Source organism: Herbiconiux sp. SALV-R1 (assembly GCF_013113715.1).
GTDB lineage: Bacteria > Actinomycetota > Actinomycetes > Actinomycetales > Microbacteriaceae > Herbiconiux.
Genome location: NZ_CP053344.1, coordinates 63,590 through 89,405, shown reverse-complemented (window position 1 = coordinate 89,405; position 25,816 = coordinate 63,590). Strand labels below are relative to the sequence as shown.

26 protein-coding genes are annotated in these 25,816 nt (G+C 72.3%); 12 read left to right on the top strand and 14 right to left on the bottom strand.

Annotation, left to right across the window (positions count from 1 at the left end):
• Window positions 1-55: 55 nt before the first annotated feature.
• From HL652_RS00445 to HL652_RS00435, 3 genes are all read left to right on the top strand, one after another.
• Window positions 56-1,354: an S-methyl-5-thioribose kinase gene (locus HL652_RS00445; protein WP_171703480.1), complete on the top strand. Its 1,299-nt coding sequence runs from the start codon at window positions 56-58 to the stop codon at window positions 1,352-1,354.
• 234 nt (window positions 1,355-1,588) lie between these two features.
• Window positions 1,589-2,512: an aminodeoxychorismate lyase gene (locus HL652_RS00440; protein ID WP_171703479.1), complete on the top strand. Its 924-nt coding sequence runs from the start codon at window positions 1,589-1,591 to the stop codon at window positions 2,510-2,512.
• A 115-nt stretch (window positions 2,513-2,627) separates the two neighbouring features.
• Window positions 2,628-4,154: a cell wall-binding repeat-containing protein gene (locus HL652_RS00435; RefSeq protein ID WP_171703478.1), complete on the top strand. Its 1,527-nt coding sequence runs from the start codon at window positions 2,628-2,630 to the stop codon at window positions 4,152-4,154.
• Between the two features lie 39 nt (window positions 4,155-4,193).
• On the opposite strand, the gene mtnB is transcribed toward HL652_RS00435, so the two are convergent.
• Genes mtnB through HL652_RS00415 form a run of 4 tightly spaced genes read right to left on the bottom strand, consistent with a single transcriptional unit; the run spans window position 4,194 to window position 8,045 of the window.
• Window positions 4,194-4,967: a methylthioribulose 1-phosphate dehydratase gene (gene mtnB / locus HL652_RS00430; protein WP_253743546.1), complete on the bottom strand. Its 774-nt coding sequence runs from the start codon at window positions 4,965-4,967 to the stop codon at window positions 4,194-4,196.
• Window positions 4,964-5,698 carry an acireductone synthase gene (gene mtnC / locus HL652_RS00425; protein ID WP_171703477.1) on the bottom strand — a complete coding sequence of 245 codons (735 nt, stop codon included), beginning with the start codon at window positions 5,696-5,698 and terminating at the stop codon, window positions 4,964-4,966. The genes mtnB and mtnC overlap by 4 nt, the downstream gene beginning before the upstream one ends.
• Complete coding sequence (locus HL652_RS00420; RefSeq protein ID WP_171703476.1) at window positions 5,695-6,984, bottom strand: phosphotransferase; 1,290 nt, start codon at window positions 6,982-6,984, stop codon at window positions 5,695-5,697. Before HL652_RS00420 ends, mtnC begins: the two co-directional genes overlap by 4 nt.
• A complete protein-coding gene (locus tag HL652_RS00415) occupies window positions 6,981-8,045 on the bottom strand; it encodes a translation initiation factor eIF-2B alpha/beta/delta subunit family protein (RefSeq protein ID WP_171703475.1) in 1,065 nt (354 codons plus the stop codon). The genes HL652_RS00420 and HL652_RS00415 overlap by 4 nt, the downstream gene beginning before the upstream one ends.
• 102 nt (window positions 8,046-8,147) lie before the next feature.
• On the opposite strand from HL652_RS00415, the gene HL652_RS00410 reads away from it, so the two are divergent.
• Entirely contained in the window at window positions 8,148-8,894 is a 747-nt protein-coding gene (locus HL652_RS00410) for a DUF2510 domain-containing protein (protein WP_171703474.1), read from the top strand.
• 69 nt (window positions 8,895-8,963) lie between these two features.
• Here HL652_RS00410 and HL652_RS00405 read toward each other — a convergent pair whose 3' ends face one another.
• From HL652_RS00405 to HL652_RS00380, 6 genes are all read right to left on the bottom strand, one after another.
• A complete protein-coding gene (locus HL652_RS00405) occupies window positions 8,964-9,557 on the bottom strand; it encodes an HAD family hydrolase (protein ID WP_171703473.1) in 594 nt (197 codons plus the stop codon).
• A 189-nt stretch (window positions 9,558-9,746) separates the two neighbouring features.
• Entirely contained in the window at window positions 9,747-10,676 is a 930-nt protein-coding gene (locus HL652_RS00400) for an endo alpha-1,4 polygalactosaminidase (protein WP_171703472.1), read from the bottom strand.
• 29 nt (window positions 10,677-10,705) lie between these two features.
• Window positions 10,706-11,437: a response regulator gene (locus HL652_RS00395; protein WP_371743531.1), complete on the bottom strand. Its 732-nt coding sequence runs from the start codon at window positions 11,435-11,437 to the stop codon at window positions 10,706-10,708.
• The gene (locus HL652_RS00390; protein ID WP_253743544.1) at window positions 11,434-12,846 is read right to left on the bottom strand and encodes a histidine kinase; all 1,413 of its coding nucleotides are present in this window, start codon (window positions 12,844-12,846) and stop codon (window positions 11,434-11,436) included. Before HL652_RS00390 ends, HL652_RS00395 begins: the two co-directional genes overlap by 4 nt.
• Complete coding sequence (locus HL652_RS00385; RefSeq protein WP_171703471.1) at window positions 12,789-13,631, bottom strand: ABC transporter permease; 843 nt, start codon at window positions 13,629-13,631, stop codon at window positions 12,789-12,791. Before HL652_RS00385 ends, HL652_RS00390 begins: the two co-directional genes overlap by 58 nt.
• Entirely contained in the window at window positions 13,628-14,554 is a 927-nt protein-coding gene (locus HL652_RS00380) for an ABC transporter ATP-binding protein (protein WP_171703470.1), read from the bottom strand. The genes HL652_RS00385 and HL652_RS00380 overlap by 4 nt, the downstream gene beginning before the upstream one ends.
• Before the next feature lie 219 nt (window positions 14,555-14,773).
• Here HL652_RS00380 and HL652_RS00375 point away from each other — a divergent pair, with 219 nt between their 5' ends.
• The 4 genes from HL652_RS00375 to HL652_RS00360 are packed head-to-tail and all read left to right on the top strand — an operon-like array spanning window position 14,774 to window position 17,029.
• Window positions 14,774-15,109, top strand: a complete 336-nt coding sequence (locus HL652_RS00375; protein WP_171707094.1) for a PadR family transcriptional regulator — start codon at window positions 14,774-14,776, stop codon at window positions 15,107-15,109.
• Window positions 15,110-15,111: 2 nt separating this feature from the next.
• Window positions 15,112-15,513, top strand: coding sequence for a DUF1048 domain-containing protein (locus tag HL652_RS00370; RefSeq protein WP_171703469.1), 402 nt, complete (start codon window positions 15,112-15,114; stop codon window positions 15,511-15,513).
• Window positions 15,510-16,271, top strand: a complete 762-nt coding sequence (locus HL652_RS00365) for an ABC transporter ATP-binding protein (protein WP_171703468.1) — start codon at window positions 15,510-15,512, stop codon at window positions 16,269-16,271. Before HL652_RS00370 ends, HL652_RS00365 begins: the two co-directional genes overlap by 4 nt.
• Window positions 16,268-17,029 (top strand): ABC transporter permease, encoded by a 762-nt coding sequence (locus tag HL652_RS00360; RefSeq protein WP_171703467.1) that lies wholly within the window; start codon window positions 16,268-16,270, stop codon window positions 17,027-17,029. The genes HL652_RS00365 and HL652_RS00360 overlap by 4 nt, the downstream gene beginning before the upstream one ends.
• Window positions 17,030-17,086: 57 nt before the next feature.
• Here HL652_RS00360 and HL652_RS00355 read toward each other — a convergent pair whose 3' ends face one another.
• The 3 genes from HL652_RS00355 to HL652_RS00345 all read right to left on the bottom strand — a co-directional run bounded on the left by HL652_RS00355 (window position 17,087) and on the right by HL652_RS00345 (window position 20,857).
• Window positions 17,087-19,276 carry an acyl-CoA dehydrogenase family protein gene (locus tag HL652_RS00355; RefSeq protein WP_171703466.1) on the bottom strand — a complete coding sequence of 730 codons (2,190 nt, stop codon included), beginning with the start codon at window positions 19,274-19,276 and terminating at the stop codon, window positions 17,087-17,089.
• A 167-nt stretch (window positions 19,277-19,443) separates the two neighbouring features.
• Complete coding sequence (locus tag HL652_RS00350; protein WP_171703465.1) at window positions 19,444-20,181, bottom strand: DUF305 domain-containing protein; 738 nt, start codon at window positions 20,179-20,181, stop codon at window positions 19,444-19,446.
• Between the two features lie 4 nt (window positions 20,182-20,185).
• On the bottom strand, window positions 20,186-20,857 hold the full coding sequence (locus tag HL652_RS00345) for a DUF3105 domain-containing protein (RefSeq protein ID WP_253743542.1): 672 nt from the start codon (window positions 20,855-20,857) through the stop codon (window positions 20,186-20,188).
• Between the two features lie 184 nt (window positions 20,858-21,041).
• Here HL652_RS00345 and HL652_RS00340 point away from each other — a divergent pair, with 184 nt between their 5' ends.
• Window positions 21,042-21,752: a lysophospholipid acyltransferase family protein gene (locus HL652_RS00340; RefSeq protein ID WP_171703463.1), complete on the top strand. Its 711-nt coding sequence runs from the start codon at window positions 21,042-21,044 to the stop codon at window positions 21,750-21,752.
• A 58-nt stretch (window positions 21,753-21,810) separates the two neighbouring features.
• Here HL652_RS00340 and HL652_RS00335 read toward each other — a convergent pair whose 3' ends face one another.
• Window positions 21,811-22,503, bottom strand: coding sequence for a metal ABC transporter ATP-binding protein (locus HL652_RS00335; RefSeq protein ID WP_171703462.1), 693 nt, complete (start codon window positions 22,501-22,503; stop codon window positions 21,811-21,813).
• A gap of 55 nt (window positions 22,504-22,558) precedes the next feature.
• On the opposite strand from HL652_RS00335, the gene aztB reads away from it, so the two are divergent.
• The 3 genes from aztB (at window position 22,559) to aztC (ending at window position 25,790) form a co-directional block, all read left to right on the top strand.
• Window positions 22,559-23,386, top strand: coding sequence for a zinc ABC transporter permease AztB (gene aztB, locus HL652_RS00330; RefSeq protein ID WP_171703461.1), 828 nt, complete (start codon window positions 22,559-22,561; stop codon window positions 23,384-23,386).
• A 101-nt stretch (window positions 23,387-23,487) separates the two neighbouring features.
• Window positions 23,488-24,831 (top strand): ABC transporter, encoded by a 1,344-nt coding sequence (locus HL652_RS00325; RefSeq protein ID WP_171703460.1) that lies wholly within the window; start codon window positions 23,488-23,490, stop codon window positions 24,829-24,831.
• Between the two features lie 2 nt (window positions 24,832-24,833).
• A complete protein-coding gene (aztC, locus tag HL652_RS00320) occupies window positions 24,834-25,790 on the top strand; it encodes a zinc ABC transporter substrate-binding protein AztC (RefSeq protein WP_171703459.1) in 957 nt (318 codons plus the stop codon).
• The last annotated feature ends 26 nt before the right edge of the window (window positions 25,791-25,816 follow it).

Here is a 25,816-nt window from a genome sequence, read left to right as displayed (position 1 = left end):
GCGCATCCGTCGCCGGGCCGGCCCACCGCATCCGTCGCCCGACCCTGGAGCCCCGATGACCGACTTCACCCAGCTCACGATCGACACCGTCGCCGCCTACCTCGGGTCGCGGCCCGCGCTGGCCGGGCGCCTCGACGCGTCGCGCCTCGACTCGGTGCGCGAGGTGGGCGACGGCAACCTCAACCTGGTGTTCATCGTCACCGACGTCGACGGGGCCTCGGTGGTGCTGAAGCAGTCGCTGCCGCACGTGCGCACCGACCCGTCGTGGGCCATGACGCGGGAGCGCTCGGCGCGCGAGGCCACCGTGCTCGGCGCCCACGTCGAGGCCGACCCCGAGCACGTGCCGGCGTTCTACGACTTCGACGCCGAGCACTACGTGCTGGCGATCGAGAACCTCTCCGACCATCAGGTGTGGCGCAACGAGCTCAACGAGGGGCGCGTGCACGCCTACGCGGCCGACGAACTCGGACGCTACGTGGCGCGCACGGCGTTCGCGACGTCGCCGCTCGGGCTCGATCCGCTCGAGCACAAGCGGCTCGCGGCGCGGGCGATCAACCCCGAGCTCGCGCAGATCACCGAAGACCTCGTGTTCACCGAGCCCTACATCGAGCACGAACACAACGCCGTGCTGCCGGGCAACGAGCCCGACGTGGCGGCGCTGCGGGCCGACCGGGCGCTCGTGCGCGAGATGGGGCTGGCGAAGCTGCGGTTCATGACGACGGCGCAGTCGCTCATCCACGGCGACCTGCACACGGGGTCGGTGTTCGTACGGGACGCGGCCGCGCCGGGCGGCGCGCACGGCTCGCGCGGCGACGACGGCGGTGCGGATGCGCGGGGTGGCGACGGTGCGGATGCTCGCGGGAGCGGGCGGTCGGTGCGGGCGTTCGACAGCGAGTTCGGGTTCGTCGGACCGACGGGGTTCGACCTCGGGGCGTTGTGGGCGAACTTCATCCTGGCGGCGGCGCGGGCGACGGCGCTGGGCGAGCGCGAGCGGGCCGAGCTCGTGATGAGCCTTCCCGGGCGGCTCTGGGCGGCCTTCGAGGCGGAGTACCGCGCGCTGTGGCCCACCCGCCTCGACCCGCGGGTGTGGGGCGACGAGGTGCTGGAGCAGCTGCTCGCCTCGATCCGCGACGACGCCGCCGTGTTCGCGGCGGCCAAGGCCATCCGCCGCATCGTCGGCTTCGCTAAGGCCAGCGACATCGAGACCCTCGCGCCCGCCGCCCGCGAGCTCGCCGCCCGCGGAGTGCTGCACGCCGCCCGCAACCTCGCCCTCACCCGCCACGGCATCGACTCGGTCGACGCGCTCGCCGCCGAGTCCCTCGCCGCCCTCCGCTCGGTGGCTGCTGCGGGCTGAGGGCGCGTGGCCCGCGCAGGCCCGCCGAGCCCCTCGCCGCTCTCCAAGCGCTGGCCGCCGCCGGCTGAGGGCCCGCGGCCCGCGCCAGCCCGCCGAGTCCCTCGCCGGCCTCCGTTCAGTCTCCGCCGCGCGCTCAGCGGCACGAGCGACGCGGCAGCGCCACACCGGCACCCCCAGCCGAATGCGCGAGACTGGTGGTGGCGACGAGCCCGCGCCCGCACCGAGAGGACTTCCATGCCCGCCAGTTCCACCCCCGGCAGCGACGGCGACGACCTGGTGATCGTGCTCGAACGGGCGGCCGCCCCGGCCACCGCGCACGGCACCCCGCCCGCCCCCGCCGCGCCGACCGTGCTCTCGCAGGCCGAGGCACGCATCCGGGTCGACGATCTGGCGGTGACGCGGGGCGACGGGGTGTTCGAGTCGATCGGCGTGCTCGACGGGCGGTTCATCGAGCTCGAGCGGCACCTGGCGCGGCTCGCGCACTCGGCGGCGATGCTCGATCTGCCGGCACCCGACCTCGCCGCCTTCGAGGCCGCCGCCCGCGCCGGCGTCGCCGCCCACACGCCGGCGCCCGAGCTGCTCGTGAAACTGCTCTACAGCCGCGGCATCGAGGGTGCGGATGCGGCGAGCGGCTGGGTGCAGGTGCTCACCGGCCCCGACCACGGGTCGAGCCGTCGCGACGGCATCCGCGTGGTCACCCTCGACCGCGGCTACCGGCACGACATCGCGCAGACCGCCCCGTGGCTGCTGCAGGGCGCGAAGACCCTGTCGTACGCCGTGAACAAGGCCGCCCTCCGTGAGGCGGGCCGCCGCGGTGCCGACGATGTCATCTTCGTCTCGAGCGACGGCATCGTGCTCGAGGGCCCCACGTCGACGGTCGTCGTGCGCGAGGGCGACACCTTCCTCACGCCGCGCACCGACCTCGGCATCCTCGCCGGAACCACGCAGGCCGCCGTTTTCGACGCGCTCGGCCGCCTCGGCTTCGAGACCGCCGAGGCCCTCATCGAACCCGACCGGCTCGCGGCCGCCGACGGGCTCTGGCTGCTCTCGAGCGGCAGGCTGATCGCGCCCGTGCGCGAGCTCGACGGTCGGGCGATGCCGGTCGATCGCGACTTCACCGTCACCGTGTTCGAGGAGGCCTTCGCCCTGCAGCTCTGAGCGGGCTGTACGTGCTCCCGGTATCCGGGAGTTCAGGATGCGCCCCGCGTGACTTAGGATCGCAGTCTGAGCGACACCCGTCGAGACGGGCCGCTCGATGAGTCTGGGGGAAGACATGCGTTCGATCAGAATCACCGTGGGGGCGGCACTGACCGCACTCGCCCTCGTCGGGGCGCTCGCCGCGCCGGCGCAGGCGGCTTCGCCCGCCTCATCGGCCCTGGCCGAGTCCGACCCGTCGCCGTCGGCGACGCCCGTTCCTGGCCCGGGCGATCTGCCGCCGCTCGACACCGATGCGCAGTCGGAGGCGCCGGCGCCCGTCCCGTTCGACATCGATGTGGTGACCGGGGGCTTCGTGAAGGGCGCCGTCGCCTATCGCGACCCCGACGCCGGCGACACCACCCCGGCGCGGGGCGTGACGGTCGAGTTCTCCCTCCGCGACCCCGACACCGGAACGTTCACCCTGGTCTCGACGGCGACGTCGGACGGCCCTGGGCTGGCGTCGTCGTTCACCAGCCAGCTCCTGCCCCCGGGCGACTACCTCGTTCACTTCACGGCGCCCGTGGGTGCAACCGTGCGCGACGTGTACTACGACAACGCGATCTACCGCGACGAAGCCACGCTCGTCACCGTGGTCGACGGACAGACGACGGAACTCGACACCGCCTACCTCGACCCGAAGCTCTACTGGATCACCCGCTTCGGCGGCTCCGACCGCTACGCCGTCGCCGCCAACCTGGCGCTGAACGCCTTCGGTGACTCCGCTCCGGTGCCCGTGCTCTATGTCGCGAGCGGCGAGAGCTACCCCGACGCCCTGAGCGCCGGTCCCGCCGCCGCGCACCAGGGCGGCGGCCTGCTGCTCACCCTGCGCGACAGCATCCCCGACTCCACCCGCGCCGCGCTCGCCGAGCTGCAGCCGCAGAAGATCGTCGTGGTGGGCGGCGCCAACACCATCAGCGACTCCGTGCTCGCCGAGCTCGCCGCCGTGCAGCCCGACACGCTGCGCGTCGCGGGCGCCGGTCGCTACGAGTCGTCGCGTGCGGTCATCGACTACGCCTTCTGCGGACTGCTTCCGGATGCGCCCCGCGACGCCACCCCCTGCGACGGCGGTGCGACGAACGTCTTCGTCGCCACGGGCGCGAACTTCCCCGATGCCCTCGCCGCGGGGCCGGCGGCGGCCCACCGCGATGGTGCGGTGCTTCTGGTGCCGGGCACCGCATCCGACCTCGACATGCCGACGCGCGAGCTGCTCAGCCGCCTGGGCACCCTGAACGCCGCCATCGCGGGTGGTGGCGCGTCGGTGAGCGGGTCGATCGAGTGGTGGCTCGGGCAGCTGCTGCCCGGCAGGGTCGAGCGTTTCGGCGGCGCGAACCGCTACGACGTGGCGGCACGGATGAACACGGCGGTCTTCGAGGGCAGCTACGAGAAGATCTACGTCGCCTCGGGCGAGGTCTTCGCCGATGCGCTCTCGGGCGGGCCGGTGGCGGCGAGCAACGACGCACCGCTGTACCTGGTGCAGAAGGGCTGCCTGCCCGAGTCGATGTGGCGGAGCGCCTCGGCGCTCGAGCCGATCGACATCTACCTGCTGGGCGGCCCCAACACCCTGAACGACGACGTCGCCAAGCTCAAGTACCTCTGCCGCTGACGGCCGTCGCTCAGCCAGCGCGCAGCTCGCGACGGCGCATCAGCGCGTGGCGAGGGCGATCTGGAGGAGGGCCTCGGTGAGCTCGAGGTGCCAGCGGGCGTGGCGGAGGTCGGAGCCCCAGGCGTAGATGCCGTGGCTCGCCACCACCAGCGCCGGAACCTCGCGCACCTCGGCGGTCGCCCGCACGTAGACGCGCTCGAAGTCGTCGCCGAGCACCCGCATGTCTTGGTGGTTCTGCACGACCGGAATGGTCACGAGTTCGTCGTGCGCCGAGTGCCCAATGCCCTTCAGCATCTCGAGATCGCGCAGCTGGACGCCGCCGGGCCAGGCGGCTCCCGCGCGCACGGCGGCGAGCGCGTGCACGTGGATGACCGCCCCCGCACCCGTCACGGCGGCGATGCGGGCGTGCAGCCCTGCCTCGGCGGAGGGCTTCGACGCGAGTCCGAGGCGCGCGGTCACGTCGCCGGAGCCCGACTCGGCATCGGGCACCCACTCGCCCTGCTCGTCGACCAGCACGATGTCCTGCGTGCGGAGCTCGCCCTTGTCGCGGCCGGACGCCGTCACCGCGAGCCGCAGGGGCGACCGCGCGAGCGTCACGGAGAGGTTGCCGGCCGTGCCGGGCATCCAGCCGAGGCCGGCGAACCGGGCCGACTCGGCGGCGAGCGCCTCGCCCGCTGCGGTGAGCGACGCATCCGTCACCGTGCCGTCGCCGAACGCGTACCGGGCGATGCCGTCGCCGTGCAGCAGCTCGGGCGAGGAGGGACCGCCCGCAGCGGCCGGCGAACCCGCAGCGCCCACAGAACCAGCGCTCACGGCGCCACCACCTCGACGTCGTCGAACGACGACACCACGGTCGCCCCGCCGAAGTCGGCCTCGAAGAACGGCTCGCCGGCGCGCGAGAACGCCACGACCTGCCAGCCCGCCTCGAGCGCCGCCGACACCTCGCCCGGGTTGTCGGTGAAGAACACCAGCTCGGCGGCGGGAACGCCGAGCGCCGCCGCGATCTTCTCGTACGATTCCGCGACCTTCTTCGGGCCCGCCTTCACGGTGTCGAAGTAGTCGGTGATGAGCGAGGTGAGGTCGCCGTCGGGCGAGTGCCTGAACCACGGCACCTGCGAGGCGACCGAGCCCGACGAGAACACGGCGAGCCCCACGCCCTGGGCGTGCCAGGTGCGCAGCCTCGGGATGACGTCGTCGAAGAAGTGCGACGAGATCTCGTCGCGCGCGAAGCCCTCGGCCCAGATCTGGCCCTGCACGGTCTTGAGGGGGGTGGCCTTGACGTCGCGCTCCATCCACTCGTGCATCACGGCGACGACCTCGTCGGTCGACGCGTCGGTGGGCAGCGATGCGTCGTGGATGACCTGCTGTCGGGCCTCGGCGATCACCGGGTCGCCCGCGTGTTCGTCGAGCCAGGCCGCGAGGCGGGGGCGGGCGTAGTCGTAGAGGTCGCCGAGGATGAACCCGGCGGCGCTCGTCGTGCCCTCCAGGTCGACCACGAGGTAGCGCGCGGTGACGGTGAGGGGGGCGGAGGCGGTGTCGGTCACGGTCGTTCCTTCGATGCGTCGGATGCGGTGGGTGAGTCGGGCACGGCGGCCCCGGATGCGGTGGCTGAGTCGGGTGCGACCGCAGCCCCGGATGCTGCGGCTGAGTCGGCCGCGGCGGCGAACGGATGCGCCACCTCGGCCCCCGAGAGGATGTGCTCCCGCGCCACGTCGAACAGTCGCGACGATGCGGCGGCACGGGCGGGCTCGGGAAGCGACTCGATGTCGGCGGCGTGGGAGAACCCGGCGGCGCGGCGCATGCCCTCGACCCCGGCGAACGACCAGCTGTCGCTCACGATCGCCGCGAGCGACTCGTCGTCGCCCCAGGCCGCCGCGAAGGCGTCGAGCGAGGCGGCGATGGCCGAGTAGCGCGCTGCTGCGAGCTCGTGGTCGCCGACGGCCTCGGCCGCGAGCGCCGCGATCTCGAGGTTCGCCCAGAACAGCCCGAGGTCCATGCCGATCGGCCCGACGAAGCTGAACTCGGGGTCGAACACCTTCACCAGCTGCGCGCCGTCGCGACGCCCCACCATCACCGACCCGCTGTGCAGGTCACCGTGCAGCAGTGCCTCCTCGCGCTGCTCGAACGCGGCACGGATGCGCGCCACCGCCGCGTGCACCGCCTCGTCTCGATAGAGCCCCCGCACCCGCTCGTCGAGCACCGGGTGCCAGTGATTGTGCTCGTGCTCCCGATAGGGCTCGTCGAGCACGACGTCGAGGGTGAGCGCGCAGAGCTCGGGGTTCGCCGAGCTCTCGACCAGCTCGCCGTGCGCCTGCTGCCCGAGGGCTGCGACCGAGGTGCCCGCGGCCAGTTCGCCGACGAAGCGCCCCACCACCCGGCCGAGTGCGGAGTAGTCGACCCCCGCATCCTCGCCCCCGACCTCGGCGACGAGCGCGTCGCGCAGCACCACGAGGTCGGACAGGTCTTCCATCACCAGCACGTAGCGCTCCGGGTCGAAGCTCACGATCGTCGGGATGGAGTCGGGAACGCTGCCGGCCAGCTGCTCGTAGGTGCGCGCCTCCCGCACGATGCGCGACGGGTCGATCGGCCACTCCGGACCCACCACCTGCACCCACGGCGGAGCCTGCTTCACCGCGAGTGAGCCCCGGGGACCTGCGGCGATGAAGACGCGGTTCATGTTGCCCGCGGTCACCTCGCGCACGGCGACCTCGGAGCCGGTCTCGGCGAGCAGCCCGAGAAGCCCTCGCCCGTCGAGGTACCGCACCACGTCGTCGGCGGTGACCAGCAACTCGTAGGGGCTCAGCGGACTCTGTGCCGGGGCGTCGCTCATCGTGCCGCGGCCCCGTAGTACGACTCGCCCACGGTGGCGGGCTCGAACGCCCCGCGGTCGGTGACGATGCGCGTGACGAAGCGCGCCGGCGTGACGTCGAAGGCCGGGTACCAGGCCTCCGTGACGAGCGTCGAGGCGGTGCGCCGCCCGAGCGTGTGGAGCACCTCGGCGGGGTCGCGCTCCTCCACCGCGATGTCGTCGGCGGTGGGTGCCGCGAGGTCGGGCGCCTGCACGAGCGCGTAGAAGGGCACGTCGAAGGCCGACGCGGCGACGGCGAGCCCCAGTGTGCCCACCTTGTTCACCACGCTGCCGTCGAGCGATACCCGGTCGGCGGCGGTGACGAGCGCGTCGACCCGGCCGAGGGTCGACCCCGGAGCGAGCGCCGCAGCGCCCATGCCGTCGGTGATGAGCGTGACCCGCTCGCCGAACTCGGCGAGCGTGTGCGAGGTGAGCCGGGCGCCCTGCAGGTAGGGCCGGGTCTCGGTGGCGACCCACTCGAACCGCTTGCCCGCCTCGCGGGCGGCGCGCACGAGTTCGATGAGGTAGGTGTCCATCCAGCAGTGGGTGAGCACGCGGGCACCGTCGCCGAGCAGCGCCACCGTCTCGACGCCGAGCCGGTGGCTGCGGTCGCGGTACGACCGCGCTCCCGCCCGCGCGGCCTCGACGGCCGCCTCGACGAGCGCCGGCGTGGTGGTCGCCGGCGCGATGGCGGCGAGCACGTGCTCGACGGCCTCGCGCGGGTGGTTGTTCGTGGGGCGGGCGTTCTCGAGCGCGGTGCCGGCCACGCGCATCCGCTCGGCCGCCGCCGCGAGGGGCAGCTCGCGCACCTGCAGGGCCGTGAGCTCGAGGCCGGCGTAGGCGGCGAACAGGGGGCCGGAGCTCTGGGTGACCATCGCGGTGATGGCGGCCGCCACCTGCTCCGCATCGGCGGCCTCGACCCACTCGACCCGCTCGGGGAACACCCGGCGGTCGAGGATGCGCACCACACCGCCGTCGACCCTCACCGAGTCGTCGAGAACAGGGTGGTCGCGAGGGGTGAGCTCGGTCGTGCCAGTGGTCATGCGGTTCCCGTCGATCTCCCCCACACGAGGATACCGGCTCGGGCCGACGCTCTGTGCGGGCGCACCCCTATGCTTGCTGTGTCCGCGACGATCAGGAGATCCATGAGCTTCCCCGACGGCACCCCGACGCCTCCCGCCGGCTGGTATCCCGACCCGGCGGGCTCGCCCGCCCAGCGGTGGTGGGACGGAACGCAGTGGACGGAGCACCTTCAGCACGCCCAGCCCGCGGCACCCGCACAGCCCCCCGCGCCGCAGGCTCCGACCCCCGCGCCCTACGGCGGCTACGCCCCGGCCGCGCCCGCGTACGGAGCGGCCCCGCCCTACGGCGCCTACGCGCCCGCGGCTCCCGCCACCGTGCCGCCCGGCACCCCGGTGTACAACGTCTTCATCTGGGTGATCACCTTCCTCCCCCTGCTGTCGCTGCTGCTCCTGCCGCTCAGCCTCACCGAGGTCGACCGCATGATCGCCTACACCGGCGACCCTTATGGCGACCCGTACGGCCTCTCCCCGTACGGCGGCTACAGCCCCGCCGGGCTCGCCGCCCAGGCCATCACCACCATCGCGGGCTGGCTCATCTACGCCGCGGTCATCGTGTTCGCCGTGCTCGACCGCAAGTGGCTCCTCCGCCACGGCTACGACCGCCCGTTCCACTGGGCCTGGGCCTTCCTCGGCGTCGTTTACCCCATCGGTCGTTCGGTCGTGGTGCGCCGCCGGGCGGGCCGGGGCATCGCGCCGATGTGGGCCACGATCGCCATCATGGCGCTGTCGGTGGTCGTGAGCATCGTCGTGGTCGTTGCGGTGTTCAACGCCGTCTACCAGGCCGCGACCATGCCGGGCAGCTTCACCTAGGCGCTGGGCAGCTCCACCCGAGCGGTGCCGCCCAGCAGGCGATCGGATGCTCACCTGACGATCGGATGCTCACCTCACGATCGGGATGAGCTCCCTCAGCGAGCTGATCACCTCGACCGCGCCCGCAGCACGCAGCGACCCCGCCGTGGCCTCGCCCTCGGTCACCCCGATGGGCGTGAACCCGGCGGCCGAGGCGCAGCGCATGTCGTCGGCGGAGTCGCTGACGAAGTAGGCCTTCTGCCGCGTCGCGCGGTGCCGCAGCAGCAGCGCCAACTTGTCGGGAACCGAGGCGTCGACCGAGTTCCAGACGGCCGGCACCGCGAGCGAACGCTGGTCGAAGCGCACCGCGGAGGCCGAGGAGGCCGACACGACACCGAGCCACGCGCCCTGCCGCGAGAGCTCGTCGAGGCACTCGACGGCGCCGTCGCGCAGGTGCGCCCGTGCCACGTCGAGCTCGCAGGTCCACTCCGCCTCGGCCGCGGCGCGATCGTCGCCCGGCACGCCCAGGCGCTCGAACAGCTCGCCGAGCGGGAGGCGGAACCGCATCGAGAACTCGGCCTCGCCGAGCGTCGGCAGTCCGCGCCGGGCGAGAACGACGTTGAGCGCGGCCCGGGCGCGATCGGCGTCGATGACGACCGTGTCGCCCCAGTCGAAGAGCACCATGGTCCGCGTCAGCGGGCCCGCCGCGTGTCGCCCCTCGCCCATGGCTGGCCCCACCGTCCTGTCGCTCCCTGGCGGTCGCGCTCCAGGTGTGACCAATCCTCGCAAGCCGCGGGTGACCGCGGCCCGGCACGGTCGACGAAGGTCGGGTGAACGAACGGTGAAGAGCCGGGGTCGCGTCTCGGGTGGCGCTCAGCAGCGCTCGTACACGTAGCCTTCCTCGCCCTTCGGAACGAGGTCGTGGTCGCGCAGGATGACGCTCCGCGGCGTCGCGGGGTTCGCGCAGATCTCGTCGAAGGTGCCGCGCAGGTCGTCGGCGTACTCGATGTCGAGCACCTTGTCGCCGTAGGGCCCGGTGTAGGCGGCGCACTCGTCGAACAGGGCGCACTGCTCCGAGACCGCGAAGTCGAAGCCGATCTCGGTGGCCCCGCGGTCTCCGAGCTCCGGCGTGTTCTTCTGGCCGACGGCGAGCCCGACCTCGTGGGCGTAGGCGGCCAGCGAGGTGGCGAAGGTGACGGCGGCCTCGAGACCGAACGCGCCCTTGGCGCGGGTGTACGAGTCGAGGTTGTCGAACTCGACCGCGTCGAAGCCCGCGGCCGCGCATCCGGCGATGGTCTCGGCCTGCCGTTCGACGATGGCCTGACGGTTGTCATCGGTGGAGATGTCGAGGATGTACTCGTCGGGCCAGCCGGCGTCGGCCAGCGGTTCGCCCTTCGCGTCGTGCACCACGAGCACGTCGGGCCAGGTGGCGTCGGGCTGACTCTGGAAGGCGTTGACGTAGCAGACGTTGTAGAGCCCCTCCGCGGGGCTGTCGGTGCTGTCGCGCACCACCACCGTGACGCCCTTCGGCGGCTCGTAACCGCCGCCGAGCTGGTAGTCGAACACGGGGTTCGCCGGCAGCTGCTTCACCCCGCCCGTCGCCGTGGGGGTCGGGGTGGGCGTCGGCGTCGCGGTGGCGGAGGTGCTCGCGGGGCCGGGTTCATCATCCGCTCCCGCGTCGTCGGAGGCGGCCGTGCATCCGCCCAGCACCAGCGCGGAGACGAGCCCCACCCCGGCCAGGGCGAGTCGGCGTGACCGGCTGCGGCGGATGCCCCGCCCGGCCGGGGCGTCGAGACTGCTCATGATGCGAGCCTACGGCCCTGCGGCACGCCCTACACCAGCCCGGCCGAGTAGGCGAAGATCACGGCCTGCACCCGATCGCGCAGCTCGAGCTTCATCAGCACGCGGCCGACATGGGTCTTCACCGTCGACTCCGAGAGGAACAGCCGCGCGGCGATCTCGGTGTTGGTGAGCCCCTCCGCCATCGCCACCAGGACCTCGTGCTCGCGCTCGGTGAGGGAGGCGAGGCGCGCGGCGTCGGCGGGGTCGAGGTCGGTACCGTGGGCACCGGGCGTCGGGCCGCCGGGCTCCGCCGCGCCCGCCCCCGGCAGCGCGGGCCCGAACAGCTCGAGAAGCTTGCGCGTGATGCGCGGCGACACCGCGGCGTCGCCCGACGCCACCGCCCTGATGGCTGCCACGAGCTCGTTTGGCTGGGCGTCTTTCAGCAGGAACCCGCTCGCGCCGGCGTTCAGCCCCGCGAAGGCGTACTCGTCGAGGTCGAAGGTGGTGAGGATGATGATGCGGCTCGCCGGGTTCGCCGCCACGATCGCCCGGGTCGCCTCGATGCCGTCGAGGCCGGGCATGCGCACGTCCATCAGCACGACGTCGGGGCGCAGCCGCGCGACGGTGTCGATGGCCTCGCGTCCGTCGCCGGCCTCGCCCACGACCTCGATGCCGGGCTGCGACTCCAGCACCATCCTCATGCCGAGCCTGATCAGGTTCTGGTCGTCGACGAGCAGCACACGGATGCTCGCGGCCTGGTCGCGGGGCGGGGTGTCGGTCACGGGGTGGTCTCCTCTGGGCGGGGATCGGTGGCTGAACTCTCTCCGGCGCCGAGGTGCGCGCGCACGCGCCAGCCGCGGGAGCCCGCCGGCCCCGCGGTGACGGCGCCGCCGTGGAGGGCGACGCGCTCCCGCATGCCGATGAGCCCGCGGCCCGAACCCGTGGAGCGGGCGCCGCGGGCCGGGTCGACGCCGTCGTCGACGATCTCGACGTCGACGCCGTCGGGGCGGTAGCCGATCACCACGTCGACCTTGCCCGGCTGCAGGGCGTAGCGCAGCGCGTTCGTGAGCGCCTCCTGCACGACCCGGAACACGGTGAGCTGCAGCACCGGGTCGGCGGGCGGTTCGCCCGCGGTCGTGTAGCGCACGGGCAGGCCGGCGACGCGGTAGGACTCGATCATCTCGGCGAGGTCGGCGACGCCGGGCTGGGGCGTGAGCGGGGCTGCCACGGCACGCTCGGGCGAGGTCGTCGGGGTGCCGTCATCCGTCGACTCGGTCAGCACGCCGAGCGAGCGCCGCATGTCGGTGAGCGCGCGGCGGGCGGTGATGCCGGTCTGGCGCACGGCCTCGCGGGCCGACTCCGGGGAGCGGTCGATGCTCGCCTCGGCTCCGTCGCTCAACGCGACGATGACGGTGAGGCTGTGCGCCACGATGTCGTGCATCTCCCGGGCGATGCGTGCGCGCTCGGCGGCGGCGGCGAGCTGCGCGCGCTGGTCGCGCTCGCGGGCCAGCTGCTCGGCGCGGTCGAGCAGGGCGACGATGTAGCGGCGGCGGTTGCCGAAGGTGATGCCCACCAGGGTGGAGATGACGAGCAGCAGCGAGAACAGCACCGTGTAGCCGATGATGCCGGCGAGGTCGGCGGGGTTGGCGATGACCAGCGAGAGGCAGCCCGCCCCCGCGCCGATGGCCGTGAACAGCCAGGCCGAGCGGGAGGAGCGGTAGACCGCGAGGGCGTAGAGCGCGAACATCATCGGCACCCCGTCGAGCTGCAGCGAGCTCATGGTGCTGACCAGCAGCGACCCGGCGATGATCGACGCGGTGATGACCGGCACGTGCCGGCGGAACAGCAGCGCCACCGTCACCGCGCAGGTGACGTAGAACACCAGCAGCCAGTAGGCCGGGCTCGAGCGCAGGAGGTCGGCGCCGAACGGCTGCGAACCGAACAGCGAGGCCACGAAGGCGATGAAGGAGACCGAGGCCATCGGCACCGCGTAGCCCCCGGCGATGAAGCCGTCGAGCAGCCACGGGTGCCGGGCGAGCCAGCTGCGGATGAAGCCCGGCGGCTTGGGCAGCTGGAGGTCCTCGGCATCGACGGGTCGGGCCGTCGATGCCGAGGACGGGAAGGCGGGGATGGTCAGGCGTCCCTCCGGGAGAGCAGGATGGCTGCGGGCGTGGCGACGACCGCGATCCACCCGAGCATAACCAGCACGGCCTGCCAGGGCTCGAAGACGTTGCCGCCGAAGAACAGTGTCTGGCCCACCACACCGGGCAGCCACTGGCCGAGAACGGTCGCCCACTCCGCGGTGATGAAGGAGAGCACGGTCGGCACCACGAGCAGCAGCCCCACTGCCGCGGCGATCCCGCCGGCGGTGTGCCGCAGCACGGCGCCGAGGAAGAACGCGACGAGGCCGATGAGCGCCAGGTAGCCGGCGGCACCCACCAGGTGCGCCCACACCTCGGGGTCGAGGAGCGACGAGGTGTAGCCGCGGGCGTCGAGCAGGGGCACGGTGACGGCGTAGGCGATGACGATGGCGACGAGCCCCACCACGAAGCTCGTGACGGCGAACACGAGCGCCTTGGCCCAGAGCACGGGCAGGCGGCGGGGAACCGCCGTGAGGCTCGAGCGGATCTGCCCGGTTCCGTACTCACCGCTGATCACCAGCACGCCGAGCACCGAGATCACCAGCTGGTTGAACATCACGCCGAGCGTGGCCGCGAACACCGCGGCGCTGGCGCCGCTCTGCACGGCGACCCCGGTCGCGTCGACTCCGGTCGCCTCGGGCATGGTGAAGCTGATGAGCACTCCCATCGCGACCTGCAGCACCACCAGGATGACGTAGGCCCAGATGGTCGAGCGGAGCGTGGTGAGCTTGATCCACTCGCTCTTCAGCACGCCGCCGAAGCGTAGGCGGGGTTCGGGGATCGGCTGGTGCGAGGCGCGCGCCGGGGTGGGCGCCGCGGTCGTGGCGGCGCTCATCGTGCCACCGCCGCATCCGGAGCGACCGTGGTGCGGTACTCGACTTCGTCACGGGTGAGATTCATGTAGGCGTCCTCCAGAGAGCCTCGAACGGTGGTGAGTTCGTGCAGGGCGACCCCGGCGGCGAGCGCGGCGTCGCCGATGACCTCGGCGGCGAGCCCGCGCACCTCGACGGTGTCGGCGGCCACGCTGGTGACCGTCACGTCAGGGTGGGCGAGCCGCCGGGCGAGCTCGTCGATGCGCGGGCTGGTGGCCCGCACGAAGGTCTGGGTGGAGCCGACGATGTCGGCCACCGGGGAGTCGGCGATGACCTTGCCCTTGCCGATCACGATGATGTGGTCGGCGGTGAGCGCCATCTCGCTCATCAGGTGGCTCGACAGCAGCACCGTGCGCCCTTCGGCGGCGAGCGCCCGCACGAAGCCGCGCACCCAGAGCACGCCCTCGGGGTCGAGCCCGTTGACGGGCTCGTCGAGGATGAGCGTGGCCGGGTCGCCGAGCAGCGCCGCTGCGAGGCCCAGCCGCTGGCCCATGCCGAGCGAGAAGCCACCCACCCGCTTGCCCGCCACCGAGTGCAGGCCGGTGAGGTCGATGACCTCGTCGACGCGCCGGTTCGGGATGCCGTGGGTGGCCGCGATGGCACGCAGGTGGTTGCGGGCGCTGCGGCCGGTGTGTACGGCCTTCGCCTCGAGCAGGGCGCCCACCTCGTGCAGGGGCGAGCGGTGCTCGGCGTAGTGGCGGCCGTTGACGGTGACCGAGCCGCTGGTGGGCCGGTCGAGGCCCACGATCATGCGCATGGTCGTCGACTTGCCGGCGCCGTTCGGGCCGAGGAACCCGGTGACGAGACCGGGTCGCACCGTGAAGCTCACGCCGTCGACCGCGGTCTTCGCTCCGTAACGTTTGGTGAGGGTTGTCGCTTCGATCATCTGTGCGTCTCCGTACTCCTTGCGTGGTGTGCGACGGGCGCGTGCTGCGCCACCCATCACGCTACGGATGCGCGCCCTCCCGCCCATCCGACGCCGGTGCCGTCTTCGCCCCGGCCGTGCTCGACAGCTGTGGTACCCGGGTACCACGGGGCTGGTGACGAGCCGGTATTCAGTGTTACTATCTACCGGTAGTCAACGACAGTGAGTAGTGGAGGCCGGATGGGCAAGCAGGCGACCGAGATGCTCAAGGGCGTGCTCGAGGGCATCGTGCTGGCGGTGCTCGCCGCACGCTCGGGGCACGGGTACGAGATCACGGCGTGGCTGCGCGAGCAGGGCTTCACCGACATCGCCGAGGGCACCGTCTACGCGGTGCTCGTGCGCATCGAGCAGCGCGGGCTGGTCGACGTGGAGAAGGTGCCCTCCGAGAAGGGCCCGCCGCGCAAGGTCTACACGCTGAACGCCGAAGGCCGGCGTCAGCTCGACGAGTTTTGGAGCACCTGGGGCTTCCTCGTCGACCGGCTCGAACAGCTCCGCACGGAGCAGGAAGGACAGTGACCATGGCCGGAGGATGGATCGAGAAGCTCACGGGCTCGCTCGACGACAAACGCCGTTACAAGCGGCACAAGGCCCGGGTGCAGCAGTTGCCCGAGCCCTACCGCGAGACCGCCGAGGCGGTGGAGCGGTACCTCATGTACTCGGGCGGCATCTCCGACGGAGCGACCCTCGTACGCATGCTCGACGACCTCGACGAGCTGTTCGAGCAGAGCGCCACCGACGGCACCCCGATCCGCGACGTGGTGGGCGAGAACCCGGTGGAGTTCGTCGAGACCTTCCTCGCGAACTACTCGGAGGCGCAGTGGATCAGCAAGGAGCGGGCGCGGCTCACCCGAGCGGTCGACCGCGCAGCCGCAGCGACCGGCGCGACCGGCGACCGTGGCGACCCCGGGGAGGTGTCGTGAGCACCGCATCCGCTGTTCGCGTGGAGGGGCTGCGCAAGTCGTTCAAGGCCCTCGAGGTGCTGCGCGGCGTCGACTTCGAGATCGCGCCCGGCAGCGTGTTCGCGCTGCTCGGGTCGAACGGCGCGGGCAAGACCACCGTGGTGCGCATCCTGTCGACACTGCTGCGAGCGGATGGCGGCAGCGCCGAGGTGGCCGGCTTCGACGTCGCCGCCCAGCCCGCGAAGGTGCGGCAGGCGCTCAGCCTGACCGGGCAGTTCGCGGCCGTCGACGAGGTGCTCACCGGGCGGGAGAACCTCGTGCTCGTGGCGCGGCTGCGGCACCTGCCCGACCCCGGCGCCGTCGCCGACGCCCTCCTCGAGCGGTTCTCGCTCACCGAGGCGGGCGGCCGTCGTGCGGGCAGCTACTCCGGCGGCATGCGCCGACGGCTCGACATCGCGATGAGCCTCGTCGGCGACCCCGCGGTGATCGTGCTCGACGAACCCACCACGGGCCTCGACCCCGAGGCCCGACTCGAGGTGTGGCAGACGGTGCGCGAGCTCGCGGCCCGCGGCACCACGGTGCTGCTCACCACGCAGTACCTCGAGGAGGCCGAGCAGCTCGCCGACCGCATCGCGATCCTGCACGAGGGGCGCATCCTGGTGGAGGGCACGCTCGCCGAGCTCAAGGCACTCCTGCCGCCGGTGCGCCGGGAGTACGTCGAGAAGCAGCCCACGCTCGAAGAGGTCTTCCTCACCCTGGTGGGAGGTGCTGCAGCATGATCGGGCACGCTCTCGGCGACACCGTCGTGCTGCTCGGCAGGTCGCTCCGGCACGTCACCCGCAGCGTCGACACCGTCATCACGACGGCGATCATGCCGGTCGCCATCATGCTGCTGTTCGTCTACGTGCTGGGAGGGGCGATCGACACCGGGTCGGTGGCCTACGTCGACTACCTGCTGCCCGGCATCCTGCTCATCACCATCGCCTCGGGCGTCTCGTACACCGCGTTCCGGCTGTTCGGCGACCTGAAGAGCGGGGTGTTCGAGCGCTTCCAGTCGATGCCCATCGACCGCTCCTCGGTGCTCTGGGCGCACGTGCTCACCTCGCTCGCCGCGAACCTCGTGTCGGTCACGATCGTCACGGGGGTCGCGCTGCTCATGGGCTTCCGCTCGAGCGCCGGCGTGCTCGGGTGGCTCGCGGTGCTCGGCATCCTCTTGGTGTTCACCCTCGCGCTCACCTGGATCGCGGTGCTCGCCGGGCTCGCCGCGAAGACCGTCGACGGGGCGAGTGCGTTCTCCTACCCGCTCATCCTGCTGCCGTTCGTGAGCTCGGCCTTCGTGCCCACCGAGTCGATGCCGGGGCCGGTGAGGTGGTTCGCCGAGAACCAGCCGGTGACCTCGATCGTCGACACGCTGCGGGCGCTGTTCGCGTCGCAGCCCGTGGGCGGCGAGATCGGGGTGGCGCTGGCGTGGTGCCTCGGCATCCTCGTGGCGGCGTGGGTGGGCGCGACGGTGGTGTACCGCAAGCGGTTCGGCTGAGCGCGACGGGCCCGGCCGCTACCCGGCTGGGCCCGTCGCCGCGTGGCGCGGCGCGGCCTACGCCTTCTTGCCCAGCGACTTCTCCTCGGCGGGAAGGGTACCGGCTGCCCGCGCCGCCCGGTAGTACTCGCGGGCCTCGGTCTGCCGGGCCTTCTCGGCACCCGTGGCGATCGCGGCGCGCAGGTGCTCGGGGCCGTAGCCGAAGGCGTCGACGAGGTCTTGCGCGTGCGGGCGCAGGCGGGCCGAGAGCCGTTCGGTGTAGAGCCCGACGGCCTGAGCGCGCTTGGGCGAGAGCCGCCCGTGCATGAGGTACCAGGCCAGGTGCTTCTCGATCAGCCCGAGCCCGAACAGGTCGCGCAGCCAGGTGAGCACCACTCGGGTACTGTCGTCCATGCCCGAGGCCAGCCCCTGGTCGCCCTCGAGCGCCTCCGTGAAGGCCTCCCACTGCAGCAGCTCGGCGTGCGCCCTGGCCGCCTCGATGATCTCGCTCTGGTGCTGGTTGAACAGCGCCGCGCCATCCTTCTTCGACATCTTCGGCGCCGGCCGGAGCTTGCCCGCGACCTCGGCCACCATGGTGTGCACACGATCGGTGAGCAGCTGACGCTGAGCGGATGCGTCACGCAGCTGACCGACAGACCGTGCGGTCGACCCGAAGTCGACGATGGTCTGCCCGAGCGAGCGCAGCCCCGACGAGTTCACGGTGCGGCCCGCGGCCTGCTCCACCACGTACCGGGCGAGCACACCGAAGTCGGCCTTGGCGAAGCGCTTGCCGTAGTCGCTCAGCAGGCGCTTGGCCACGAGCTGCAGCAGCACGTGGTTGTCGCCCTCGAAGGTGGCGTACACGTCGAGGTCGGCACGGAGGCCGACGAGGCGGTTCTCGGCGAGGAAGCCGGCACCGCCGCACGCCTCGCGCGCCTCCTGCAGGGTCTCGAGTGCGTGCCAGGTCGACAGCGGCTTGAGGGCGGCGGCGAGCGTCTCGAGGTCTTGCCGGTCGTCGTCGGTGTCGGCGGCGCCCGAGAACACCTGGTCGAACTTCGTGAGCAGCTGCTCGTGCGCGAAGCTCGCGGCGTAGGTGGTGGCGAGCTTCGGCATGAGCCGCTTCTGGTGCAGCTGGTAGTCGAGCAGCACCTCTTCGTCGGTGTCGCTGCCCGCGGTGAACTGGCGGCGCTCGTTGCCGTAGGTGACGGCGATCGTCAGGGCGATCTTCGCCGCCGCCGTCGAGGCGCCGTCGAGCGAGACGCGGCCCTGCACGAGCGTGCCGAGCATGGTGAAGAAGCGGCGGCCGGGGCTCGCGATCGGGCTCGAGTAGGTGCCGTCTTCGGCGACGTCGCCGTAGCGGTTCAGCAGGTTGACGCGCGGGATGCGCACTCCGTCGAAGTGCAGCCGGCCGTTGTCGATGCCGTTGAGCCCGCCCTTCAGACCGTCGTCCTCTCCCCCGACGCCGGGAAGGAACTCGCCGGTCGCCGCATCGCGGATCGGCACGAAGAAGGCGTGCACGCCGTGGTTGACGTTCTTCGTGACGAGCTGCGCGAACAGCACGGCGGCCACGCCGTCCTTCGCGGCGTTGCCGAGGTAGTCCTTCCAGGCGCCCCGGAACGGGGTGTCGATCACGAACTCCTGGGTGGTCTCGTCGTAGGTGGCCGTGGTGCCGATGGCCGCGACATCCGACCCGTGACCGGTCTCGGTCATGGCGAAGGCGCCGGGCACCTCGAGGCTCATGATGCCGGGCAGGAAGGTCTCGTGGTGGTAGCTCGTGCCGAGGTGCAGCACGGCTGCGCCGAACAGGCCCCACTGCACGCCCGACTTGATCTGCAGGCTCGGGTCGGCGGTGACGAGCTCCTCGAAGCCCGCGATGTTGCCGCCGTGGTCGTCTTCGCCGCCGACCGACTTCGGGAACGCCCGGTGCACCTGCCCGTTCTCGACCAGGAGCTTCAGCTGGCCGAAGACGCGCTCGCGGTGCTCGTCGAGGCCGAGGCCCTCGATGCGTTGCAGCTCGGGGCGGGCGGTGAGCTCCCGGGCGCCGAGGCGCACCTCGGCCCAGGTGCCGAGGAGATACCGGCCGAGCCACTCCACGTCGGTGCGCGCGACCACCACGTCGTTCGTCGAGGCGCGGCGCTCGGGCCGGGTCGAGCGGTCGAGCTCGCTCTCGATCGCGTCGGGCTCGACGGCGTCCTCCCCGCGGGCGTCGCGCGCGTCGCGCGCGTCACGGGTCGGGTCGGAGCTGGTGGTGTCGACGGTGGTCGTCATGGTGATCCTCTTCGTCAAAAGCGTCTGATTCAACGCTACGAAGGGGTCTGCCCGGGCGGAAACACGCGGTGAGCGGCCTACAAAGGCCAGCGGATGCGCGCGAACGGCGACTGTAGAGACCCGACAGTCGCCGGGCATCCGTTCGAGAGGAGGCCCACAACGATCCGCTACTGCCGGGCGGCCAGCAGCTCGTTCATGTAGTCGATCTCGCCCGACTGGGCGAACACGATCGACTTCGCCAGGGCGAGCACGAGCGGGTTGCTGCTGCGGGCCTCGACGGCCTCGGCCATCTCCACCCCGCCCTGGTGGTGCGCGATCATGAGTTGCAGGAAGAGCTTCTCGGCCTCGACGCCCTGCAGCTGCGACAGCCGCTCGAGGTCGTCGGCCGTGGCCATCCCGGGCATCGGCTCGCCGGGCACCATGTCGCCGGCGCCCGAGGCGGAGGTGTGGGCGTGGCCGCCGTCGGATCCGTCGATCACCGGCTGCAGCATCCACGTCATCGACGGCTGCGAGGCCGCCTGGGGCAGGCCCCAGAGGTTCAGCCACGCGTACATCTGGCCCGACTGGTTCGCCTGCGAGGTGGCGATGTCGTAGGCGAGCTGGCGCACATCCGGGTCGTCGGTCTGCTCGCGCACGATCATGGCCATGTCGACAGCCTGGTTGTGGTGCTCCTGCATGTCGCGGGCGAAGCCAGCCTCCACGCTCGTGTCGGAGGGGGTCTGGATGCGCGGGGCGGCAAGCCAGCCGGCCGAGAACGCGACGAGGGCCACGACCGCTGCCGCCACGATCGCCGCGAGGGTGAGGCGGCCGCGCGAGGGGCCCGGCGCGGCGGGCTCGACGGGGCGCGCCGGGGTGGACTCCGCGGCGCGTGTCTCCTCGGTCGCCCGGGGTTCCTCCGACGTCACCGGGTCAGGCCACCTTGCCGTCGGCGTTCAGGCCGCCGGTGCAGGCAGCGCCGGGCTCGGGGGCGTCGTTGGAGCGCCAGAACTTCTGCACGAAGTCGGTGAGGCGCGTGTCGTCGACACCCTCGAGGAAGACCTGGTTGCCCCACGCGGAGGCCACGACAGGGGCCCCGAGGTTCTCGAACGGCGAGAGCACGATGTACGTGCTGGGGAGCTCGTCGCGGAGGGTCTGCACGCCGGCGTCGTCGACCAGGGCGGGGTCGTAGGTCACCCAGACGGCGCCGTGCTCGAGGGCGTGCACGGCGTTCTCGTTCGGCACCGGCTGGTCGTAGACGCCGCAGTTCAGCCACACGGCGTTGTGGTCGCCGCCCGCCGGGGGCGTCATCTCGTAGTCGACCGTGGTCGTGACGTGGTTGGCGGTGAGGCCCGGGTAGGTCTTGAGCTCGCCGATGGAGATCGACGCGGGGTCGACCTTCGGTGTCGCGCTCGAGACCACGAAGGCGACGATGAGACCCACGGCGACCACTCCGGCGCCGAGCCCGGCGATCCAGCCGATGCGGCGGTTGCGCTGCTGGCGCTTCTGCTGCGCGAGCATGGCCTGCACCTTCTCGGCACGGCGCGCGTCGCGCTCCTGCTTGACGGTGAGCTTCTTGGCCTGGTCTTTCGCCTTCGGGGGCACGGGCGAAGAGGAGTCGGGACGGGACGGCACGGTTCTCATTTCGGTGGAGTGCAGGAAAGGTGCTGAGCGGGTCGACAAGGGAGTTGACGCGACAACTATTGACAGGATGCCTGGCAAATCTCTGTGTTTGCAGGGAAGGTTTCGCATAGCCTCGTCGGCATATTCGGCGTGTGAGGATCGGTGGATGTTCAAGACGGTGGCGCGCGGTCTTGTTCGGCCCGTCTCGAAAGTCGTCTTCCGGCCTACCGTCCTGGGCCGAGCATCCGTTCCATTGACGGGGCCGGTGCTGTTCGCGAGCAACCACCTGAGCTTCATGGACAGCGTCGCGATCACCCTCCTCGCGCCGCGCGACGTGAGGTTTCTCGCGAAGTCGGAGTACTTCACCGGCACCGGCGCCAAGGGCCGCGCGTCGAAGCTCTTCTTCGAGTCGATCGGCGCCATCCCCGTCGACCGCTCGAGCACGACCGCCGCGCAAGACTCGCTCGATCGCGGCCGCGAGGTGCTCGAGGCCAGCGGGGCCTTCGCGATCTACCCCGAGGGCACGCGCTCGCGCGACGGCCGCCTCTACAAGGGGCGCACCGGGGTGGCGTGGCTCGCCCTCACCACCGGGAGCCCGATCGTGCCGGTCGCCCTCACCGGAACCCAGGAGCTGTTGCCGGTCGACGCGACCGTGCCGCGCATCCGCCCCGTCACCGTGCAGTTCGGCGAGCCCATCGACCCCGCCCCGTACGGCGAGGCGGGTTCAGCCCGGGCCCGCCGTCGCCTCACCGACGACGTCATGGCCGCCATCGGCAGCATGTCGGGCCAGGAACTCGCCGGCGCCTACAACGAGCCCCCCGCCACCACCGTCGTCGAACGCGTCCGCCGCGCCCTCCACCGCAACGACCCCGAGTAGGCCAGCGCGCGGCGCGGCGCCTCGGTGCGGGTGCCGCGGGCTACTCGGCGGCGAGGCGTCACGGCGCGAGCTGCCCGTCCTCGAGTCGGAGTACGCGGTCGGCGGCGGCGATGACGGCGGGGTCGTGTGAGACGCAGAGCACTCCCGCGCCGCGGGCGGCCTCTTCGTGCAGAACGGCGAGGATGCGGGCGGAGCTCTCGTCGTCGAGGCCGGTCGTCGGCTCGTCGAGCAGGAGCAGGTCGGCACCCCGTGCCACGGCCTGCGCGAGGAGCGCCCGCTGACGCTGCCCTCCGGAGAGACGCGCGTACGGGCGCCGCGCCAGCGAGGTGATGTGCAGGCGCCGCAAGCCGTCGGCGATCCCCTCCCGCGCGGCACGGCCGAGCGGCTTCCCCAGACCCGCCCTCCCCCATGCACCGACCGACACCACGTCGCGCACCGTGACGGGCAGGTCGTCGGGGACCGCCGCGCGCTGGGGAACGAACGCCGCCGACCCGGCGACCGCGCGGCTGCCGGACGTCACCGGCCGCACGCCCGCCACGACCTCCAGCAGGGTCGTCTTGCCGGCCCCGTTCGCGCCGGCGATCACGACGATCTCACCCCGCCGCACCTCCATGTCGACAGGATGCAGCACCGTGCGACCGCCGAGGTCGACCCGCGCCGCCCGCAGCGAGACGAGCAGCTCGGGCACGACGGGCGAAGCGACCGAGCCGGAGGACGGACCATCCGACGCAGGGTGCAGCGAGGGCGACATGCCGCCAGCTTATCCCATTTGATAATCGTTCTCATTATCAATAGTGTCGACACCCATGCACCTCCTCGCCTCCGCCCTCGACCCGTTCGCGCTGGACTTCCTCCAGCGCGCCCTGGCCGGCGGCAGCCTCGTCGCCGTGCTGTGCGGGGTGGTGGGGACCTGGGTGGTCATCCGCGGCATGGCCTTCCTCGGCGAGGCCCTCGCCCACGGCATGCTGCCCGGCGTCGCGGCGGCCACACTGCTCGGGCTGCCCGCCCTCGCCGGCGGCGCGGTGAGCGCCGTGGCGATGAGCCTCGGCATCGGCGCCCTCCAGCGACGCGGGCGGCTGAGCTACGACACCAGCATCGGCCTGCTCTTCGTGTCGATGCTGGCCCTCGGCGTGATCGTCATCTCGCACTCCGGCAGCTTCGCCACCGACGCCACCTCCATCCTGTTCGGCGACATCCTCGCCATCGACCACGGCGACCTGCTCATGCTCGCGATCGCCGCGACCATCGGGGTGGCCGCCGCCTGGCTCTTCCATCGGCCCCTGGTGGCACTCGCGCTCGACCCGCGCATCGCTGCCGTGCTCGGCCTCGCCCCCCGGCTCGCGCAGGCGGTGCTCGTCGGGCTGGTCACACTCGCCGTCGTCGCCTCCTACCAGGCGGTCGGCTCCCTCCTCGTCGTCGGCCTCCTCCTCGCGCCCGCGGTCGCCGCCGGGCACTGGACCACCCGCATCGCCACACGGATGCTGCTCGCCGCAGCCCTCGGCACCGTCGCCGTCTTCACGGGCCTCCTCATCTCCTGGCACGCCGCGACGGCGGCAGGAGCCTCGGTCGCCCTCTCGGCCATCGTCATCGCCGCCCTGTCGTGGGCGGCGCGGTCGCGCGTGCCCCGCACCTGACCCCGCCGCCGCCAAGTCGTCACGCATCTTCGGCCAGACCCCACCACACCCCACCACCACACCAAGCCCCAGCATCACGAACCCACCCACGAAAGGCCCCCGTGCACCACCGCCCCGCAGCACTCCTCCTGACGACGGCCCTCACCCTCACCCTCGGCCTCACGGCCTGCTCCTCCGCGCCGACCGCCGGCCCGCGTGATGGTGCCGGGGCGGGCAGCGAGTCGTCCCCCGCCACCGCTGCACCCGCTCCCGCGACGGGCTCCGGCGACGGCGACGGGCACGGAGCCGTCGCCGGAGCCGCCGAGGTCGCCGAACCCCAGCTCGCACTCACCACCATCGACCGCTCCGGCACCGTCACCCACCTCGACCTTCTCGACGAGAGCGTCACCACGATCGGTCGCACCGGCGAGCCGCACGCCCTCACCACCGACGGCCGCTACCTCTTCGCCGCCACCGATGACGGCGTCGAGATCGTCGACAGCGGCGTCTGGACCTGGGACCACATCGACCACTTCCACTACTACCGCGCCGAGCCCCGCCTCCTCGGCACGGTCGCCGGCACGGGCACTGGAGGCACAGGCACAGGCACCGCGACCGTCGCCACCACGAACCTCTCCACCAGCGGCGGCACCGGCCTCTTCTTCCCCGAGTCGGGCGAGGCCGTCCTCCTCGACACCGCCGCACTCTCGCGCGGCGAGATCGCCGAGCGGTTCCGGATGCGCACCACACCCCACGCGGGAATGGTCGTCCCCCTCGGTTCCTACGCCCTCGTGACCGAACCGGGCCCGGCCTCCCCGCCAGACCCGGCCACCGCATCCGCCGTTCCCGCCGACACCGTCACCGCCTACACCACCGAGGGCGAGGCGACCGGCCTCGCCGAGCCGTGCCCTCACGCCGCCGGCACCATCACCACCCGCGTCGGCGCCGTGATCGGGTGCGCCGACGGCGCCCTCCTCGCCACTGTCGCCGACGACGAGCTCGTGCTCGAGCGCATCCCCTACCCCACCGGGAGCACCGCCCCGGCGGCCACCTCGTTCGACAACCGGGAGGGCCGCCCCACCGTGGCGGGGCTCGCGGGCTCCGACGGCATCTGGATGCTCGACACCCGCGCACGATCGTGGTCGCTGCTGCCCGCCCCCACCTCTCTCGCTGCGGTCACCGCTGTCGACGACGAGGAGGAGCACGTGCTGGCACTCTCCACCGACGGCCGGATGCTCGTGATCGACGGCACCGACGGCTCGCTCCTCGCCCAGACCGAACCGCTCGTCGCCGGCTCGCTCGCGGCCGGCGAGACCCCGCGTCTCGTCGCCGACCAGCAACGGGCCTACCTCAGCGGACCGAGCGAGCTGATGCTCTGGGAGATCGACTTCGCCGACGACGCCCGAATCGCCCGCAGCTTCCCGACCTCCACCGAACCGGCCTTCGCGGCCGAGACAGGACGCTGAGCATGCGCCGATCCCGATCCCGTTCCCGATACCGCCCGGCCCCCGCCGCTCTCGCGGCCGTCGTCGCCCTGAGCACCCTGCTGCTCACCGGATGCACCGCGACCGCCGACGGCCCGAGCACCCCCGCCCGCCCCTCCGTCGTCGTGACGACGAACATCCTCGGCGACGTGGTGGCCGAACTCGCCGGTGAGCAGCTCACGGTGACGACGCTCATGAAACCCGACGCCGACCCGCACTCCTTCGAGATCTCGGCGCAGGAGGCCGCGCAGCTCGGCTCGGCCGCCCTCGTGGTGTCGAACGGGCTCGGGCTCGAGGAGGGGCTGCAGCAGCACCTCGACCGGGCGGAGGCCGGCGGTGTTCCCGTGTTCCGCGCCGGCGACGCCGTCGACGTGCTCGACTACAGCACGCGCGACGCGGCGGGCCTGCCCGACCCGCACTTCTGGACCGACCCTGCCCGCATGCTCGACGTGGTCGACGCCCTCGAGCCCCTGCTCGCCGCCGTCGACGGTGTCGACGCCGAGGCGATCGCCGCGCACAGCGACGACTACCGCGAGGCCCTGCACGACCTCGACGCCGAGATGACCGCCGCCTTCGGGGCCCTCCCCGCCGAGCGCCGCGCCCTCGTCACCAACCACCACGTCTTCGGCTACCTCGCCGACCGCTACGACTTCGAGGTCGTCGGAGCGGTCATCCCCGGCGGCACCACGCTCGCCGCACCCTCCGCCTCCGACCTCGCCGAGCTGGTCGAGGCGATCGAGACCACGGGGGTGCGCACGATCTTCGCGGAGTCGTCGTCGCCCGATCGGCTGATGCAGGCCCTCGCCGGCGAGGCCGACCTCGAGGTCGACGTGGTCGAGCTCTACACCGAGTCGCTCACCTCCGCCGAAGGCGGAGCCCCCGACTACCTGACCATGATGCGCGTCAACACCGAGCGCATCGCCACCGGGCTCTCGCCCTGAGCGCCCATTCCACACAAGAGAGAAAG